Raw genomic sequence first — 16,316 nt, 5'->3', positions numbered from 1 at the left:
CAATGACCCCCGAAGCAAACCAAGAACTCACCAAGATCGACTTTTATATCCTGCCCAGCGCCGAACCCTCTGCGCGGCTGGATTTTGCCTGCAAACTCACCGAGAAGGCCTGGCGCCTGGGCCATCGCGTGTATCTGCATTGCTCTGACAGTGCCCAGCGCCAGGACCTGGATGAACGCCTGTGGCGCTTCAAGGGCGAAAGCTTCGTGCCCCACAGCAACACTGAAGACCAACCCGATGGCGTCGTGGTCATGGGCTGTACGGATGCACCCGCAAGCCACCAAGACTTACTGATCAACCTGGACCTCAAAGTCCCCGACTTTTTCAAGCGCTTCGCCCGCGTGGCCGAAGTGGTGGTCGAAGACCCCGCCGTGCGACAGGCTGCACGGGAGAGTTTCCGTTTCTACCGAGAACAGGGCTATCCTCTGCAGGACCACAAGTTACAACGACTCTGAGCACACGATGGACACCTCCAATTCGCCGCAAAAAGCTGCACACCTGCTTGATGATCTTGAGTCCATTCGCAAGCTGCTCGGCGATGAGGGGCTGCAACCGCCGCTGCTGACAGAGATGGTAGGTCGGCCCGACGAACAGATCCCGTTGCTCGACGAAGTTATCAGCGATGAACCAGAGCCGGAGCCGGTGCCCACGCAAATACCGCTGGTCGGCATCACCCCGGCGCCCGCGACGGAGAAAGCCCCTGACGCACTGCTTGCGCACCTGGACCGAGAGCTGCGCACTGCTGCCCAGGCCATCATGCAGGACGTGATCAACGACTTCGCCCCGCACATCGAAACCGAGATCAAGCGCCGCCTTGATGCCCACATGGAGCGTCTGCTCGCCCAACATCAAAGCTGACCCTGTGGGAGCGGGCTTGCTCGCGATTGCAGCACCTTAATGAAGCCGATGCACCAGGTTGCCCGTATCGCGAGCAAGCCCGCTCCCACAACAGCAATAGGTTCCCCGCGCAGTCCCACCCCGCTATACTTGCCGGCTTTCCTGAATTAATGCCAATAGGGTCCCGCCGCGCATGGATAAGACCTACCAGCCGCACGCCATTGAAACTTCCTGGTACAAAACCTGGGAAGAAGAGAATTATTTTGCCCCGCAAGGCGCGGGCGACCCGTACACCATCATGATTCCGCCGCCGAACGTCACCGGCAGCCTGCACATGGGGCACGGCTTCAACAACGCGATCATGGATGCCCTGATCCGTTTCCGTCGCATGCAGGGCCGCAACACCCTGTGGCAGCCGGGTACCGACCACGCGGGCATCGCCACCCAGATGCTGGTCGAGCGTCAGATCGAAGCGCAAGGCCTGAACCGCCACGATTTGGGTCGTGAAAAATTCCTCGACAAGATCTGGGAATGGAAAGATCAGTCCGGCGGCAACATCAGCCGTCAGATCCGTCGCCTGGGTTCGTCCGTAGACTGGAGCCGCGAGCGCTTCACCATGGATGACGGCCTGTCTGAAGCCGTGAAGGAAGCCTTCGTGCGCCTCCACGAAGACGGCCTGATCTATCGTGGCAAGCGCCTGGTCAACTGGGACACCAAGCTGCACACGGCCATCTCCGACCTTGAAGTGGAAAACCACGACGAGAAAGGTTTCCTGTGGAACCTGCGCTACCCGCTGGCTGACGGCGCCAAGACCGCCGAAGGCCTGGACTACCTGGTGGTTGCTACCACCCGTCCGGAAACCATGCTGGGCGACGCAGCTGTTGCGGTAAACCCGGAAGACGAGCGCTACAAGGCCCTGATCGGCAAGTTTGTCGAGCTGCCGCTGGTTGGCCGCCGCATTCCGATCATCGCAGACGATTATTGCGATCCTGAATTCGGTACCGGTTGTGTGAAAATCACCCCGGCTCACGATTTCAACGACTACGAAGTCGGCAAGCGTCACAACCTGCCGCTGCTCAACATCTTCGATAAAAACGCCGCCGTGCTGCCTGCTGCCCAGGTGTTCAACCTCGATGGCACGCTGAACGAGTCCATCGACGGTACCCTGCCGGCCAAGTATGCAGGCCTGGACCGCTTCGAAGCGCGCAAGCAAATTGTCGCTGATTTCGACGAAGCCGGCCTGTTGGTCAGCGTCGATGATCACGCCCTGAAAGTGCCGAAAGGCGACCGTTCGGGCACCGTGATCGAACCGTGGCTGACTGACCAGTGGTACGTGTCGACCAAGCCTCTGGCAGAGCCTGCCATTGCTGCCGTGGAAGACGGGCGCATCGCGTTCGTGCCTAAACAGTACGAAAACATGTACTTCTCGTGGATGCGCGACATCCAGGACTGGTGCATCAGCCGTCAGCTGTGGTGGGGCCACCGCATTCCGGCCTGGTACGACGAGTCGGGCAAAGTCTATGTAGGCCGCGACGAGGCCGAAGTACGCGCCAAGAACAACCTGGGCCCGGACGTTGCCTTGCAACAGGACAACGACGTGCTCGACACCTGGTTCAGCTCGGGTCTGTGGACGTTCTCCACCCTCGGCTGGCCGGAAAAAACCGAAGCACTGAAAACCTTCCACTCCACTGACGTGCTGGTTACCGGTTTCGACATCATTTTCTTCTGGGTTGCCCGGATGATCATGCTCACCATGCATTTGGTGAAAAACGAAGACGGCACCCCGCAAGTTCCGTTCAAGACCGTGTATGTCCACGGCCTGGTCCGTGACGGTCAAGGCCAGAAGATGTCCAAGTCCAAGGGCAACGTCCTGGACCCGCTGGACATCATCGACGGCATCGAGCTCGAAGACCTGGTGGCCAAACGCACCACCGGCCTGATGCAGCCAAAACTGCTGAAGAAAATCGAGAAGCAGACCCGCGACGAATTCGCCGACGGCATCGCCAGCTACGGTACCGACGCCCTGCGCTTCACGTTCTGCTCGCTGGCGTCCACCGGCCGTGACATCAAGTTCGACATGGGCCGCGTCGAAGGCTATCGCAACTTCTGCAACAAGATCTGGAACGCCGCACGCTACGTGCTGGACAAGGGCGAAGACTGCGGCCAGAACGGCGAAGCCTACGAACTGTCGCTGGCTGACCGCTGGATCATCTCGCAGCTGCAGCGCACCGAAGCAGAAGTGACCCGTCACCTCGACCAGTTCCGTTTCGACCTCGCGGCGCAAGCGCTGTACGAGTTCATCTGGAACCAGTACTGCGACTGGTACCTGGAACTGTCCAAGCCTGTGCTGTGGGACGAAAACGCCCCGGTAGAACGTCAGCGCGGCACTCGCCGTACGCTGGTTCGGGTGCTGGAAGTGGCGTTGCGCCTGGCGCATCCGTTCATGCCATTCATCACCGAAGAAATCTGGCAGCGCATCGCGCCGCTGGCCGGTGCTGAAGGCAAGACCATCATGCTGCAACCGTGGCCGGTACCGAACGAAGCGCGCATCGACCAGGCCGCCGAAGACGATATCGAATGGCTCAAGGGCCTGATGCTGGGTATTCGCAACATCCGTGGCGAAATGAACATCGGCCCGGGCAAGCCTTTGCAGATCTACCTGAAAAACGTCAGCAGCGAAGATCAACGCCGTCTGGCCGAGAACGATGCCTTGCTCAAAAAGCTGGCTAAACTCGAAGCGATCACCGTGCTGCAAGAGGGCGCCGAAGCACCGCTGTCGGCTACCGCACTGGTAGGCGAGATGGAAGTGCTGGTGCCCATGGCCGGCCTGATCGACAAAGATGCAGAGTTGGCGCGTCTGGACAAGGAAATCCAGCGTCTGAACGGCGAAGTGGCCCGCGTAGGTGGAAAACTCTCTAACGCCGCGTTCGTTGACAAAGCTCCGGCCGAAGTCATCGAAAAAGAACGAACCAAGTTAGCCGAAGCCGAACAAGCCTTGAGCAAATTGGCCGAACAGCACGCGCGGATTTCCAGCCTGTAATAAAGCTGCGCACCTGATCGCGGGCAAGCCCTTAGCTCTGAAAGGAACTAAGGGCTTGCCCGCGATTGCTTTTGTGGAATGAATTGAACATGACAACCCCACGCACTTCCAAAGCCACACGCCACAAGCCCAAGGCTGTCAGCGACGCCAAGCCGGCTGAGCCACGGGTCAAGCCAAGCCTGCACCCACGTAACCGCCATCAGGGCCGCTACGACTTCCCGCAGCTGATTTCGGTCTGCCCTGAGCTGGCAGAGTTCGTGATCATCAACCCGTACGGCAAAGAAAGCATCGACTTCGCCAACCCGGATGCCGTGCGCGTATTCAACCGTGCGCTGCTCAAGGCGTTCTACGGTATCGCCCACTGGGACATTCCGGCTGACTACCTGTGCCCGCCTGTGCCCGGTCGCGCTGACTACGTGCACTTTCTGGCCGACCTGCTGGCCACCATGAACGATGGCGTCATCCCGCGTGGCCCGAGCGTGCGCGTGCTGGACATCGGTATGGGCGCAAACTGCGTTTACCCGCTGATTGGTCACAGCGAATACCGCTGGCAGTTCCTGGGCACCGAAGTTGACCCTACAGCCGTTAAAGCGGCCAAGGCGATCGTGCAGTCCAACGGCCTGAACAAAGCCATCAGCCTGCGCCTGCAACCCGATCAGAAGAAGATCTTGCTGGACGTCCTGGACAGCGCCGAGCGTTTTGACCTGAGCATGTGCAACCCGCCCTTTCATGCGTCGATCGATGAAGCAACGCGCGGCAGCGAGCGTAAATGGCGGGCACTGGGCAAGGCTGATCCCAAGCGCAAACTGCCTGTTCTGAACTTTGGCGGTCAAGCGGCCGAATTGTGGTGTGAAGGGGGCGAGCAGCGCTTTGTGACCCAGCTGATTCGCGAAAGCGTGCAAGTGGGCCGTCAGGTGCTGTGGTTCAGCGTACTGGTGTCCAAGGCGTCCAACTTGCCGGCGATCCAGACCGCACTGAAAAAAGCCGGTGTGCGGGAAAGCCAGGTGGTCGACATGTCACAGGGCAACAAGCAAAGCCGCTTTGTCGCCTGGACATTCCATGACAAAGAACAGCAACAGCTGTGGCGCGAGAAGAACTGGAAGTAATCTTGTAAATATGCAAAACCTCGTAGCAGCTGCCGAGCTGCGCGAGGCTGCGTTCGGCAGCTGCTACAAGATTTGCAGGCATAAAAAAGCCGCGCTTCGGAGTAATCCGAAGCGCGGCTTTTTTACAGCAGTCTTACTTGTTAACAGCGTCAGTCAGGCCTTTGGCCACAACGAGCTTGATAACTTTTTTGGCTGCGATTTCGATGGCTGCGCCAGTCGAAGGGTTACGGCCAGTACGGGCAGGACGCTCGGTCACTTTCAGTTTGCCAATACCTGGCAGAGTGATTTCGCCGCCATTTTCCAATTGATCAGCAACGATCTGGGCCAGTTGGTCCAGAGCGTTACGCGCGGTAGTTTTCGGCGCGTCGATAGCTTCAGCGATATCAGCGATCAGTTGGTCTTTAGTAATAGCCATTGAGATGTTCCTTCCCTATCAAATTCATTTGGTTTGCAGAGTGCAATGTCAGCCATCGAGCCAGATCTCAAGGGTCTGGCACACCCGCCAGCTTTCACGACGAATCGCGGATGTAGATAGCTAAAACGGGGTTTGGTTCGACCTGACACATGCTGAATGCACGCTTTACGCCGTTTCCGAGCGCAAGACCGGGCAAAACTAGCACAGAGACAGTTAAATATCCGCCTCTACCTGGGCTTTTGGTCAGCTTTATGGCCTTAAAACGGTAAAAAAACCGTCCAGGGCGCCCTCAAGCCCCCCAAACCCCGACCCGAGGCTCAGGTGCGGTACACTTGGCGCCTTTGCGGGGTGTGCACCCTGCCCTCTCATTACACACCGAGAAGCCCATGCCGATCCGTCATTGCATCGTCCACTTGATTGACAAAAAACCCGACGGTACGCCCGCAGTTCTCCACGCCCGTGACTCTGAACTGGCCGGGTCTCAAGCCATCGAGAACATGCTCGCTGACCTCAACGAAAGCTATAACGCCAAGCAAGGTAAAGCCTGGGGGTTTTTCCATGCCGAGTCCGGCGCGCATCCGTTCAGCGGCTGGCTCAAGGAATACCTCGATGGCGGTAAAGACTTCACGGCGTTCAGCCGCGTCGCCGTCGAGCATCTGCAAAAACTGATGGAAGAGTCCAACCTTTCCGTTGGCGGCCACGTGCTGTTCGCCCATTACCAGCAAGGCATGACCGACTACCTGGCCATCGCCCTGCTGCACCACAGCGACGGCGTTGCCGTGACCTCGGAGCTGGACGTGACGCCTTCGCGCCATCTGGACCTTGGCCAGCTGCACCTGGCCGCACGGATCAACATTTCCGAGTGGCAGAACAACAAGCAGTCCAAGCAATACATTTCGTTTATCAAAGGTAAAAACGGCAAGAAGGTTTCGGAGTACTTCCGCGACTTTATCGGCTGCCAGGAAGGTGTCGATGGCCCGGGCGAAACCCGTACCCTGCTCAAGGCCTTCAGTGACTTCGTAGAAAGCGAAGACTTGCCGGAAGAGTCCGCCCGGGAAAAAACCAAGACCCTGGTCGATTACGCCAGCAGTCAGGCAAAAATCGGCGAACCAATGGGCCTGGAAGAGTTGTCCGAGTTGATCGACGAAGAACGCCCCAAGGCTTTCTACGATCATATCCGTAACAAGGACTACGGCCTGTCCCCCGAAATTCCTGCTGACAAGCGCACCCTGAACCAGTTCCGTCGCTTCACCGGGCGCGCTGAGGGGCTCTCTATCAGCTTTGAGGCACACCTGCTGGGCTCCAAGGTCGAGTTCGACGAAGAAGCCGGTACGCTGGTGATCAAGGGCTTGCCGACCCAACTGCTCGATCAGCTCAAGCGCAGCAAGTAATGCTCAACGGTATCTTGAAGAAAGTCCTGTTTGTTCTGGTGGTAGTGGTCATCTTTCAGAACTGGGGCAAGATCGAGCGCGTGCTCAACCCTTCGGGTGTCGTCAGTGAGCAAACCCGGGCCAGCGCCCGGGTGGTGTTGTACTCCACCGAGTGGTGCGGCTACTGCAAGGCCACTCGGCGGTTCCTGGATGAGAAAGGCATACCGTTCAAGGAATTCGATATCGACAAGGATGCCAGTGCCCGCCAGGCTTACGAGGCGCTGGGCGGGCGCGGCATTCCGATACTGGATGTAAACGGCACGCTGATTCGCGACTTCAAGCCCGATGCGATATTGGCGGCACTGAAATAAGCCGGGAACAACTGTTCAATTTCTGTGGGAGCGGGCTTGCTCGCGATGCAGGCGCTGCGGTCAGCCAGACAAACCGCAGAGATACCATCGCGGGCAAGCCCGCTCCCACAGGAAAATCACTCCAGCTTCTGACTTTGCACCAGACACTCCTTGGCACTCTTCCTGAGCTTCTTGATCAATCGCTCCTGGCGCAACGCCTCACCCTTGTCCGGCCAGGATTCGACATACACCAGCGCCACTGCCGGGCTTGATGCAAAAAAACGTGCGCCCTTGCCCGTTTGATGCTTGGCAAAACGGCGCACCGGGTCATCGCTGATACCGCAATACAAAGAGCCATTAGCGGCCCGCACAAGGTATACAAACCAGGGTTTCTCGACCACTTTCAGCGGCTGCCCTGAAAGGCCTTGAGCCCTTTTTGCGCCTGCGCCCGAATGGCGTTTTGTACCAGCGGTGTCCACCCCAGCAACAGGCCCTTGGTGCCCAGTGCCTGACGCGACCAGCGCCACAGATCGAAATGGTCGTGATGCTCGCAAATCTTGCCATCACGAAACACAAACCGTGCCTGGATATCATTGACCACCGTGGCGCCGGTCTGGCCAAACACATAGGTCGCCACCCAGTGCGCGCTGCCATGCTGGCCGTCAGCCTGAACCTGATCGAAGGTGAGGCTGAAATCCTTGGCCCGCAAGGTCAGCATGCGCCACATGTCAGCGGCGTTGTGGCCACGCAGCTCGCCAAACACAGGGTCGCTGAACACCACGTCAGTGGTGTAACAGTCAGCCATTGCCTCGGCATCAAGCCGCTGGAAGGCCTGGTAGAAACGAGTGATCAATGCTTGGTGGTCTTGGCTCATGGCAGGGTCCGTACAGGTCTGGAATCAGAGCACGATAATCTGCCATGAACAGAAACACTATGGGCCTCAGACTTTCTCGCTTTGTACATTCACATACAGTGAACGGCCGGCGCCAAGCCCGGCGACGATGGCCCCCAGACCGATGACTGCAAATATCCAGCCCACGGCACTCCAGCCACCCGTCACTTCATGCACCACGCCCACCGCCAGCGGCCCCATCGATGCCACGGTGTAACCAATGCCCTGGGCCATGCCCGACAGATTGGCGGCGACATGGGCATCGCGCGAGCGCAGCACGATCATGGTCAAGGCCAGGCTGAATGTACCGCCCTGCCCCAGGCCCAGCACAATCGCCCAGCCCCACAAGCCATCGATAGGCGCATAAAGGCAACCAAACAGCCCGGCCAGGGTCATGCCCATAACCAGCACGATTGCCAGCCGCTGGTCTTTACCCCGCGCGGCCAGCCACGGTGCCGTCAGCGCCGTGATCAATTGCACGATAACCGAGCCGGACATCACCAGCCCCGCCTGGGTAGGCGTCAGGCCGCGACCAATCAGGATTGACGGCAACCAGCCAAAAACAATGTAGGACAACGAGGATTGCAGCCCCATATAGAGCGTCACTTGCCAGGCCAACGGGTCACGCAACAAGCCACGCACGCGGTAAGCAACGTTGTGCGTGCCCTGACGCTTGCCCACCTGTGGCAGCCAGAAAACAACCGCAAGCAATGCGGGCAAGGCCCAGAAGCCAAGCCCCATTGCCCAGCTCTGCCCCAGTGACTCGCTAAGGGGCACCGTGGCCCCCGCCGCCAGTGCCGCACCCAGGCACAGGGCCATGGTGTAAACACCGGTCATGGTTCCGGCATGCCCGGCGAAATCACGCTTGATGATGCCCGGCAACAACACACCGATGACGCCGATACTGGCCCCCGCCAGAATGCTCCCGGCAAACAGCCCCACTTCGCCCAGGCAACTGCGCAGAACGATCCCGCCGCCCAGCGTCAGCAAAATCCCCAGCACTACCCGCTCGGTACCAAATCGCCGCGCCAGGATTGGCGCCAGGGGCGCGAACAGCCCCAGGCACAGCACGGGCAACGTGGTCAACAGGCCAGCCTGCGCCGCAGACAAGCCCAGTCTGTCAGACACCTCACCCAGTAACGGCGCCATGCTCGACAGCGCGGGGCGCAGGTTCAAGGCTACCAGCACCAGCCCCAGGAGCAATAACCACGGACGCAAGACAACAGGCGCAGTGTGCTGAACCTGCTCGTCGTCAATTTCAGCGTCGATCAGCAATTCTTCCAGCTCATCGAGATGACGAACGGGCTCGACGCTGGCATTGGAAATTGACGAAGGGTGGCTCATGGCGTGCTCCGGCTCAAGGTTCATTGATCAACGTCCGGCACAGCGCCATGGCCCGTTGCGGGTTTTGTTGTTCTACGGCTTCCAGTAAATCAACGTGCAGGTCGAACACCACTTGACGACGCGGATGGACGTCCATGGTCTTGCGCAAATGATTGGTCAAGACGCTTGAGGTAAAACGGTAGAGCTCGCTCAGGGCCGGGTTGTGGGCGGCATCAATCAGTCGTTGGTGAAACACCAGGTCACAGCAAATATAGGTATCGAGTTCACCGTGATAGTGCTGGCCACTGGCGTCCAGCGCCTGATGCAGCAGGCGCAAGTCCTCGTCCGTGCGGCGCAGGGCGGCCAGGCCAGCGGCTTCAACCTCAATGATGTGACGCATCTCCCGGCCCTGCTCCAGAGAGCAGGATGACAGCGCGCGCAGCGTGTCCATCGGGTCGACACGGCTGCGCAAGTAGCTGCCATCGCCCTGGCGAATCTCTATCAGCCCGGCAAATGCCAGCACGCGCATGGCTTCACGCACAGTGTTACGACTGATGTTCAATTGCGTAGCCAGCTCGGGCTCGGTTGGCAAACGCTGACCCACCTCCCAGGTACCGTTGTTTATTCGCGCACGCAGTTGCTCCAGAGCCTGGTCGACCAGCGAGCGTTTGATGATGGGAGAAGCGTCTGTCATTTAATTCGCCTTTTCATCCAATCATAGGATGAATTTTCCGACATGTTACTCAGACACCTCCATACGAGCAATCAACTACAGATTAAAAGCCCCCTAAAAAACCTTGTTCACCCTTGAACAAAAAACCCTTTAAGGGTAATTTTGATTGCATCGAGGCTGCCTCTTATGGAAAAGAAAACACCTCACTACAACCTCCAGTGCATTCAAGCCGATGTACAACGGCTTGGCGCTGTCGCCTTTACCAAAAGCGCATTGGATGGTGGACGAAGCATGGGCCTGGTCCTCGCACAAATGCAGAGGGTCATTACCTCGTTGGAGCGCAGTGCGCTGTACAAATCGATGTCGACCCACGCCGACCACAAGGTCTGGCAGGACGTATATCACGCACAGGCCTACGGTTTGGCCATCTCTATCAAGGTGACGTATCGCCCCTGCGGAGGGCCGCCGGTCATCGCTTTCAAGGAGAAAACATCATGAGCAAAAATGACTGCTGCACCTGCGGCGCCGCCAATGCCATGCAAGCGTTCAAGGGCCGCAGCTTCAATGTGAACTTCAAGCAATTGAACCGGGTGGTGCACGGCCTGGACGGGCACGAATGCACCGAGTGCGCCGAGGTCGAATTTGATGCACCCAGCGCAGAGCTATATGCCCAGGCTGGCGACGAACTGGTAGAAGATGCCAAACGGGTTATGGCGGAAGAAATGAAGCGTATCCGCCGCAAGCTTCACTTCACCCAAAAAAATGCCGTGCAGTTGCTGTCGGGGGGCGGCCACAATGCGTTCAGTCGTTATGAACGGGCCGAGGTGGAGCCACCAAAACCCTTGTTTGTGTTGATGCGACTGCTCGATCGCCACCCCGAACTGGTCCGCGAATTACAAGCCATCAACGAGTGTGCAGACATCAATGCGCTGCTGGTGCAAAAACAGCAGCAGCGCGAAAACTGACACCTTTGGTTTTGTAGCCGCTGACGAGCGCAGCGAGGCTGCGATCATCAGCGGCTACAAGTCCCGATCAATGCAAAATCTGATTCAGGAACAGTTTGGTCCGGTCATTTTGCGGGTTGTCGAAGAAGTCATTCGGGGCGGCCTCCTCCACGATTTCGCCCTTGTCCATAAAGATCACCCGGTTGGCCACGGTGCGCGCAAAGCCCATTTCGTGGGTTACGCAGAGCATCGTCATGCCGTCTTCCGCCAGGCCGATCATGGTGTCCAGCACCTCTTTGACCATCTCCGGGTCAAGTGCTGAAGTCGGCTCATCGAACAGCATGATTTTCGGTTTCATGCACAGCGCCCGGGCAATTGCCACACGTTGCTGCTGACCACCCGACAACTGCCCCGGGAACTTGTGCGCCTGCTCCGGAATACGCACCCGTTCCAGATAATGCATGGCAATTTCTTCGGCCTGACGCCGGGGCATCTTGCGTACCCACATCGGCGCCAGCGTGCAGTTCTGCAGAATGGTCAGGTGCGGGAACAGGTTGAAGTGCTGGAACACCATGCCCACTTCACGCCGCACCGTCTCGATTTGCTTGATGTCGTTGGTCAGCTCTACACCGTCGACCACGATGCGTCCCTGCTGGTGCTCTTCGAGGCGATTGAGGCAACGGATGGTGGTTGACTTGCCGGAGCCCGAAGGCCCGCACAAGACGATACGCTCGCCCGGCTGGACGTTGAGATTGATGTCCTTTAGCACATGGAACTGGCCGTACCACTTGTTGACGCCCAGCATCTGAATAATGCCTTCAGAGCTTGCTGGCTTTTTGATTGTTTCACTCATCTTGCAATACTCCTAACGCTTGTGGCCAGTGTCCAGCTTGTGCTCCAGATGCATGGAGTAGCGGGACATACCAAAACAGAAAATCCAGAACACCAAGGCAGCAAACACATAGCCTTCAGTGGCCATACCCAGCCATTTCGGGTCGGCGGCGGCTTGTTTGACGCTATTGAGCAGGTCGAACAGACCGATGATGATCACCAGGCTGGTGTCCTTGAACAGGGCAATAAAGGTGTTGACGATGCCGGGGATCACCAGCTTCAAGGCTTGCGGCAAAATCACCAGGCCCATGCTGCGCCAGTAGCCCAGGCCCATGGCCGCAGCCGCCTCGTACTGACCCTTGGGGATGGCTTGCAGACCGCCGCGCACCACTTCCGCCACATAAGCCGACTGAAACAGGATTACGCCGATCAAGGCCCGCAGTAATTTGTCGAAGTTCATGCCCTCGGGCAGAAACAGCGGCAGCATCACCGAAGACATAAACAGCACGGTAATCAGCGGAACGCCGCGCCAGAACTCGATAAAAGTCACGCACACCACGCGAATGGCCGGCATGTCCGAGCGGCGGCCCAGGGCCAGCAAAATCCCCAGTGGCAAGGCGCCGGCAATACCTACCGTGGCAATCACCAGCGTGAGCATCAGGCCGCCCCACTGGCTGGTAGCCACGTTAGTCAGGCCCAGATAGCCGCCGTGGAGCAAGGTAAACGCCAGGATGGGGTACACCACCAAAAAGCCCAGCCCGTAGATAGCCTTGTGCTTGAAGCGCGAGATAAACAACGGCGCCGCACCCACCACGGCCAGCCATACCGTCAGGTCAACCCGCCAACGCAGCCCGGTCGGGTAATAGCCATACATAAACTGGCCAAAACGCTGCTGGATAAACACCCAGCAAGCGCCCTCTTTGGTGCAATCAGCTTGCGTGCTGCCGACCCAATTGGCATCGAAAACCGTCCAGCTCAGCAGCGGCGGCACGATCAGCCAGACCAGATAAAAGGCAAACAGGGTCAGCAAGGTGTTGAGCCAGCTGGAAAACAGATTGGCCCGCGCCCAGGCGACAATACCGATGCGGTTGCCCGGCGGCGGCATGTCGGGTTTGAAAACATGAGTCGTCATAGTCCAGTCCTCATCGCTCGATCAGCGCAATGCGCGTGTTGTACCAATTCATCAGCAGCGAAATGCTGATGCTGATGGCCAGGTACACGCTCATGGTGATGGCAATGACTTCAATCGCTTGCCCGGTCTGGTTGAGGACCGTGCCGGCAAACAGTGAAACCATTTCCGGATAACCGATGCCCGCCGCCAGCGACGAGTTTTTCACCAGGTTCAGGTATTGGCTGGTCAAAGGCGGAATGATCACCCGCAGCGCTTGCGGGATGATTACCTTGCGCAGCGTCGGCCCCGGGCGCAGCCCCAGCGAGCGGGCGGCTTCGGTCTGACCGTGACTGACGGACTTGATCCCCGACCGTACGATTTCGGCAATAAAAGCCGCGGTGTACACCGTCAACGCAATGGTCAGCGCCAACAGTTCCGGGATCAGCACCCAGCCACCGACAAAGTTGAAGCCCTTGAGCTGTGGCATCTCCCAGTGCACCGGGGTACCGAACAGCAACACGCAAAGGCCAGGAATCGCCAGCAGCAAGAACAGCCCGACCCAGAACTTGTGAAATGGCTCGCCGGTGTCTTCAAAGCGCTTGTTGGCCCGACGGACCATCAGCACCACGGCCACGATAGCCAGCACCACACTGGCCACAAACGGCCAGAAGGCATCCGTACCCACCGCGGCCGGCATGTTCAGGCCACGGCTGCTCATATAGAAGGTGTTGGCAAAGTTATGGCTGTTGCGTGGCCCTGGCATGGTCAGGAAGACCGCGAAGTACCAGAACAGGATTTGCAGCAATGGCGGGATATTGCGAAAGATCTCCACATACACCGTTGCCAGCTTGCTGATCATCCAGTTCGACGACAGGCGTGCCACGCCGATGATAAACCCCAGGATCGTCGCCAGGACGATACCGATCACGGACACCAGCAAGGTGTTGAGCAACCCGATCAGAAAGACCCGCGCATAACTGTCGGACTCGGTGTAATCAATCAAATGCTGCGCAATGCCAAACCCGGCACTGCGCTCCAGAAAGTCAAAACCCGAAGTAATGCCGCGATGTTGCAGGTTGGTCTGGGTATTGTTGAACAGATACCAGCCCATAAAGACCACCAGCGCGACGGTGACGATCTGAAATAACCACGCACGCACACGTGGATCGCCGAGGCTGAGCCTGGGCTTGGGTGCGCCGACTTTAATTTGCATGAAGTGCCCCTAACAATGGATCAGACAACATCACCCGGCAGTTGGCCTGCCGGATGAAAGGGCTATCAGCGCACAGGGGGTGCGTATTGAATGCCGCCGTTATTCCACAGAGCGTTCAGCCCGCGGTCGATGGCCAGAGGCGTGTTTTTACCGAGGTTTTTCTCGAAGACTTCACCGTAGTTACCCACCTGGCTGACAATCTGCACCACCCAGTCTTTTGGCAGTTTCAGGTCTTTGCCGTATTCGCCGTCAGCACCCAGCAAGCGGGCGACATCCGGGTTTTTGGTGGATTTGGCTTCAGCCACAACGTTTTTCGAGGTGATGCCGGCTTCTTCAGCATTGAGCATGGCGAACAGGGTCCACTTCACAATGCTGAACCAGTCTTCGTCGCCCTTGCGCACGACAGGCCCCAGAGGCTCCTTGGAGATGGTTTCAGGCAATACGACATAGTCGCTCGGGTTGGCCAGCTTGCTACGCTGTGCGTACAACTGGGACTTGTCGGAGGTCAACACGTCGCAACGGCCGCTTTCCAGAGACTTGGCGCTTTCATCAGAGGTGTCGAAGGTGATCGGGGTGTACTTGAGGTTATTGGCGCGGAAGTAATCCGACACATTCAGCTCGGTAGTCGTGCCGGCCTGGATACAGATGGTTGCACCGTCCAGTTCCTTGGCACTTTTTACCCCCAGCTTGTTGTTGACCAAAAAGCCGACGCCGTCGTAATAGGTCACGCCCGCGAACACCATGCCCATGCCCGCATCACGGGAACTGGTCCAGGTGGTATTGCGCGACAACACATCGACTTCGCCCGATTGCAGCGCGGTGAAACGCTCCTTGGCGTTCAACTGGCTGAACTTGACCTTGGTAGCATCGCCAAACACTGCGGCGGCCACTGCACGACAGACATCCGCATCGATCCCCATGATCTTGCCGTCTTTATCCGGTACCGAAAAGCCCGGTAAACCGTCACTCACGCCACATTGCACAAAACCTTTCTTCTTGACACTGTCCAGGGTCGCGCCTGCGTGGGCAAAACCGCTGGCACTGAGTAACACGATGGCTGCTGTGGCCAAAGCCAGGGTGGATTTCAATTGCTTCATTCAAACCTCCAGTGCTGCTTTTTTGTGTTTGAACAAGGCCCGCCGCCCCCTTGTGAGGCACTGTTGACCCATGTTGGCTTTTTATTGGGTCAAGCGGCATAAGCCTTGAGCGATGGGTGCATCGCACGAACCGTCAAACTGAAGCGCTCACTTGAGCTGTTGAATTCCTTGTCTAACTCCAACCTCGGGATTTTTGCAGCCCCCCCTGTTAGTGTTACCGTCCAAAGGGGGCGCATTCACGCCACTGTCCACATAGCAAGGCGCGTACCACTCTTGGCCCCTAAGTAAGTTCAGTAGGTAATGCAGGAAAAAACGTTCAAGCACGCGACATATTCTGTAATCCTTAGTCGATCAAGCACACTTGTAGCGCACCCGATTTGCGCACATGCACAACGATGGAGCAGCCATGACCCAACCCCTGATCATCCAGCCTCAAAAAACCGCAGACGCCTGTGTTATCTGGCTCCACGGTCTGGGTGCCGACCGTTATGACTTCATGCCGGTGGCTGAGATCCTGCAACAGTCGTTGCTGACCACGCGCTTTGTATTGCCGCAGGCTCCAACCCGCGCCGTGACCATCAATGGCGGCTATGCCATGCCTAGCTGGTACGACATCAAGGCCATGAGTCCTGCCCGCTCGATCAGTGAAGAAGAGCTCGAAGAGTCGGCCGACATGGTCATTGCCTTGATCGAAGCCCAGCGCCAGAGCGGTATCGACGCCAGCCGGATTTTTCTGGCCGGGTTTTCACAAGGTGGCGCCGTGGTTTTCCATACCGCTTATTTGAAATGGCAGGGCCCACTGGGTGGCGTTATTGCCCTTTCAACCTATGCGCCAACCTTCAACGAAGGCCTGCCATTGTCGGCCAGCCAGCAGCGAATCCCGGCTTTGTGCCTGCACGGGCAGTACGATGATGTAGTCCAAAACGCTATGGGTCGTACGGCTTATGAGCATTTGAAAGCCGCAGGTGTGTCCGTTACATGGCAGGAGTACCCAATGGGCCATGAAGTGTTACCAGAGGAAATAAGCGATATCGGTAACTGGCTGACGAAACATCTGAGCTAAAACCGAAACATCCCGTCGTTCACTACACGCCGAGCGCCCGACTTGCATTAC

At 57.9% G+C, this 16,316-nt stretch carries 18 protein-coding genes; 9 read left to right on the top strand and 9 right to left on the bottom strand.

Annotated features, from left to right (window positions below):
• Nucleotides 1-2: 2 nt before the first annotated feature.
• The 4 genes from GHO42_RS10490 to rlmF all read left to right on the top strand — a co-directional run bounded on the left by GHO42_RS10490 (nt 3) and on the right by rlmF (nt 4,983).
• Nucleotides 3-455 carry a DNA polymerase III subunit chi gene (locus tag GHO42_RS10490; RefSeq protein WP_095001229.1) on the top strand — a complete coding sequence of 151 codons (453 nt, stop codon included), beginning with the start codon at nt 3-5 and terminating at the stop codon, nt 453-455.
• Between the two features lie 7 nt (nt 456-462).
• Entirely contained in the window at nt 463-858 is a 396-nt protein-coding gene (locus GHO42_RS10485; protein WP_095001228.1) for a DNA polymerase III subunit chi, read from the top strand.
• A 172-nt stretch (nt 859-1,030) separates the two neighbouring features.
• Entirely contained in the window at nt 1,031-3,877 is a 2,847-nt protein-coding gene (locus tag GHO42_RS10480) for a valine--tRNA ligase (protein ID WP_095001227.1), read from the top strand.
• Between the two features lie 89 nt (nt 3,878-3,966).
• Nucleotides 3,967-4,983, top strand: coding sequence for a 23S rRNA (adenine(1618)-N(6))-methyltransferase RlmF (gene rlmF, locus GHO42_RS10475; RefSeq protein WP_095001226.1), 1,017 nt, complete (start codon nt 3,967-3,969; stop codon nt 4,981-4,983).
• A 133-nt stretch (nt 4,984-5,116) separates the two neighbouring features.
• Here the strand turns inward: rlmF and GHO42_RS10470 are convergent, their stop codons facing one another.
• Entirely contained in the window at nt 5,117-5,398 is a 282-nt protein-coding gene (locus GHO42_RS10470) for an HU family DNA-binding protein (protein ID WP_003440137.1), read from the bottom strand.
• A gap of 386 nt (nt 5,399-5,784) precedes the next feature.
• Here GHO42_RS10470 and yejK point away from each other — a divergent pair, with 386 nt between their 5' ends.
• Nucleotides 5,785-6,789 (top strand): nucleoid-associated protein YejK, encoded by a 1,005-nt coding sequence (yejK, locus tag GHO42_RS10465; RefSeq protein WP_095001225.1) that lies wholly within the window; start codon nt 5,785-5,787, stop codon nt 6,787-6,789.
• Complete coding sequence (locus tag GHO42_RS10460) at nt 6,789-7,139, top strand: glutaredoxin family protein (protein ID WP_016781886.1); 351 nt, start codon at nt 6,789-6,791, stop codon at nt 7,137-7,139. Before yejK ends, GHO42_RS10460 begins: the two co-directional genes overlap by 1 nt.
• A gap of 116 nt (nt 7,140-7,255) precedes the next feature.
• On the opposite strand, the gene GHO42_RS10455 is transcribed toward GHO42_RS10460, so the two are convergent.
• From GHO42_RS10455 to GHO42_RS10440, 4 genes are all read right to left on the bottom strand, one after another.
• Nucleotides 7,256-7,525, bottom strand: coding sequence for a GIY-YIG nuclease family protein (locus tag GHO42_RS10455; RefSeq protein WP_095001393.1), 270 nt, complete (start codon nt 7,523-7,525; stop codon nt 7,256-7,258).
• The gene (locus tag GHO42_RS10450) at nt 7,522-7,992 is read right to left on the bottom strand and encodes a nuclear transport factor 2 family protein (RefSeq protein ID WP_095018208.1); all 471 of its coding nucleotides are present in this window, start codon (nt 7,990-7,992) and stop codon (nt 7,522-7,524) included. Before GHO42_RS10450 ends, GHO42_RS10455 begins: the two co-directional genes overlap by 4 nt.
• A 66-nt stretch (nt 7,993-8,058) precedes the next feature.
• Nucleotides 8,059-9,378 carry a CynX/NimT family MFS transporter gene (locus GHO42_RS10445; RefSeq protein WP_153326467.1) on the bottom strand — a complete coding sequence of 440 codons (1,320 nt, stop codon included), beginning with the start codon at nt 9,376-9,378 and terminating at the stop codon, nt 8,059-8,061.
• Nucleotides 9,368-10,027 carry a FadR/GntR family transcriptional regulator gene (locus GHO42_RS10440; protein WP_095001222.1) on the bottom strand — a complete coding sequence of 220 codons (660 nt, stop codon included), beginning with the start codon at nt 10,025-10,027 and terminating at the stop codon, nt 9,368-9,370. The genes GHO42_RS10445 and GHO42_RS10440 overlap by 11 nt, the downstream gene beginning before the upstream one ends.
• Before the next feature lie 165 nt (nt 10,028-10,192).
• Here GHO42_RS10440 and GHO42_RS10435 point away from each other — a divergent pair, with 165 nt between their 5' ends.
• Together GHO42_RS10435 and GHO42_RS10430 are read left to right on the top strand one after the other, a co-directional pair.
• Nucleotides 10,193-10,504, top strand: coding sequence for a type II toxin-antitoxin system MqsR family toxin (locus GHO42_RS10435; RefSeq protein ID WP_095001221.1), 312 nt, complete (start codon nt 10,193-10,195; stop codon nt 10,502-10,504).
• The gene (locus tag GHO42_RS10430) at nt 10,501-10,971 is read left to right on the top strand and encodes a type II toxin-antitoxin system MqsA family antitoxin (protein ID WP_130872002.1); all 471 of its coding nucleotides are present in this window, start codon (nt 10,501-10,503) and stop codon (nt 10,969-10,971) included. The genes GHO42_RS10435 and GHO42_RS10430 overlap by 4 nt, the downstream gene beginning before the upstream one ends.
• Nucleotides 10,972-11,038: 67 nt before the next feature.
• On the opposite strand, the gene GHO42_RS10425 is transcribed toward GHO42_RS10430, so the two are convergent.
• The 4 genes from GHO42_RS10425 to GHO42_RS10410 form a co-directional block, all read right to left on the bottom strand.
• Nucleotides 11,039-11,803 (bottom strand): amino acid ABC transporter ATP-binding protein, encoded by a 765-nt coding sequence (locus GHO42_RS10425; RefSeq protein WP_095001219.1) that lies wholly within the window; start codon nt 11,801-11,803, stop codon nt 11,039-11,041.
• Between the two features lie 12 nt (nt 11,804-11,815).
• Nucleotides 11,816-12,913, bottom strand: coding sequence for an amino acid ABC transporter permease (locus tag GHO42_RS10420; protein ID WP_095001218.1), 1,098 nt, complete (start codon nt 12,911-12,913; stop codon nt 11,816-11,818).
• A 10-nt stretch (nt 12,914-12,923) separates the two neighbouring features.
• Nucleotides 12,924-14,105, bottom strand: a complete 1,182-nt coding sequence (locus GHO42_RS10415; protein ID WP_095001217.1) for an amino acid ABC transporter permease — start codon at nt 14,103-14,105, stop codon at nt 12,924-12,926.
• Nucleotides 14,106-14,170: 65 nt separating this feature from the next.
• Nucleotides 14,171-15,202 carry an amino acid ABC transporter substrate-binding protein gene (locus GHO42_RS10410; protein ID WP_095001216.1) on the bottom strand — a complete coding sequence of 344 codons (1,032 nt, stop codon included), beginning with the start codon at nt 15,200-15,202 and terminating at the stop codon, nt 14,171-14,173.
• A gap of 406 nt (nt 15,203-15,608) precedes the next feature.
• On the opposite strand from GHO42_RS10410, the gene GHO42_RS10405 reads away from it, so the two are divergent.
• Entirely contained in the window at nt 15,609-16,265 is a 657-nt protein-coding gene (locus GHO42_RS10405) for an alpha/beta hydrolase (protein WP_095023051.1), read from the top strand.
• Nucleotides 16,266-16,316: the final 51 nt, after the last annotated feature.

Source organism: Pseudomonas sp. FSL R10-0056 (assembly GCF_009600105.1).
Taxonomy (GTDB): Bacteria; Pseudomonadota; Gammaproteobacteria; order Pseudomonadales; family Pseudomonadaceae; genus Aquipseudomonas; species Aquipseudomonas bubulae.
The sequence above is the reverse complement of the archived record's forward strand: the minus strand, read 5'-3'. Positions and strand labels throughout refer to the sequence as shown.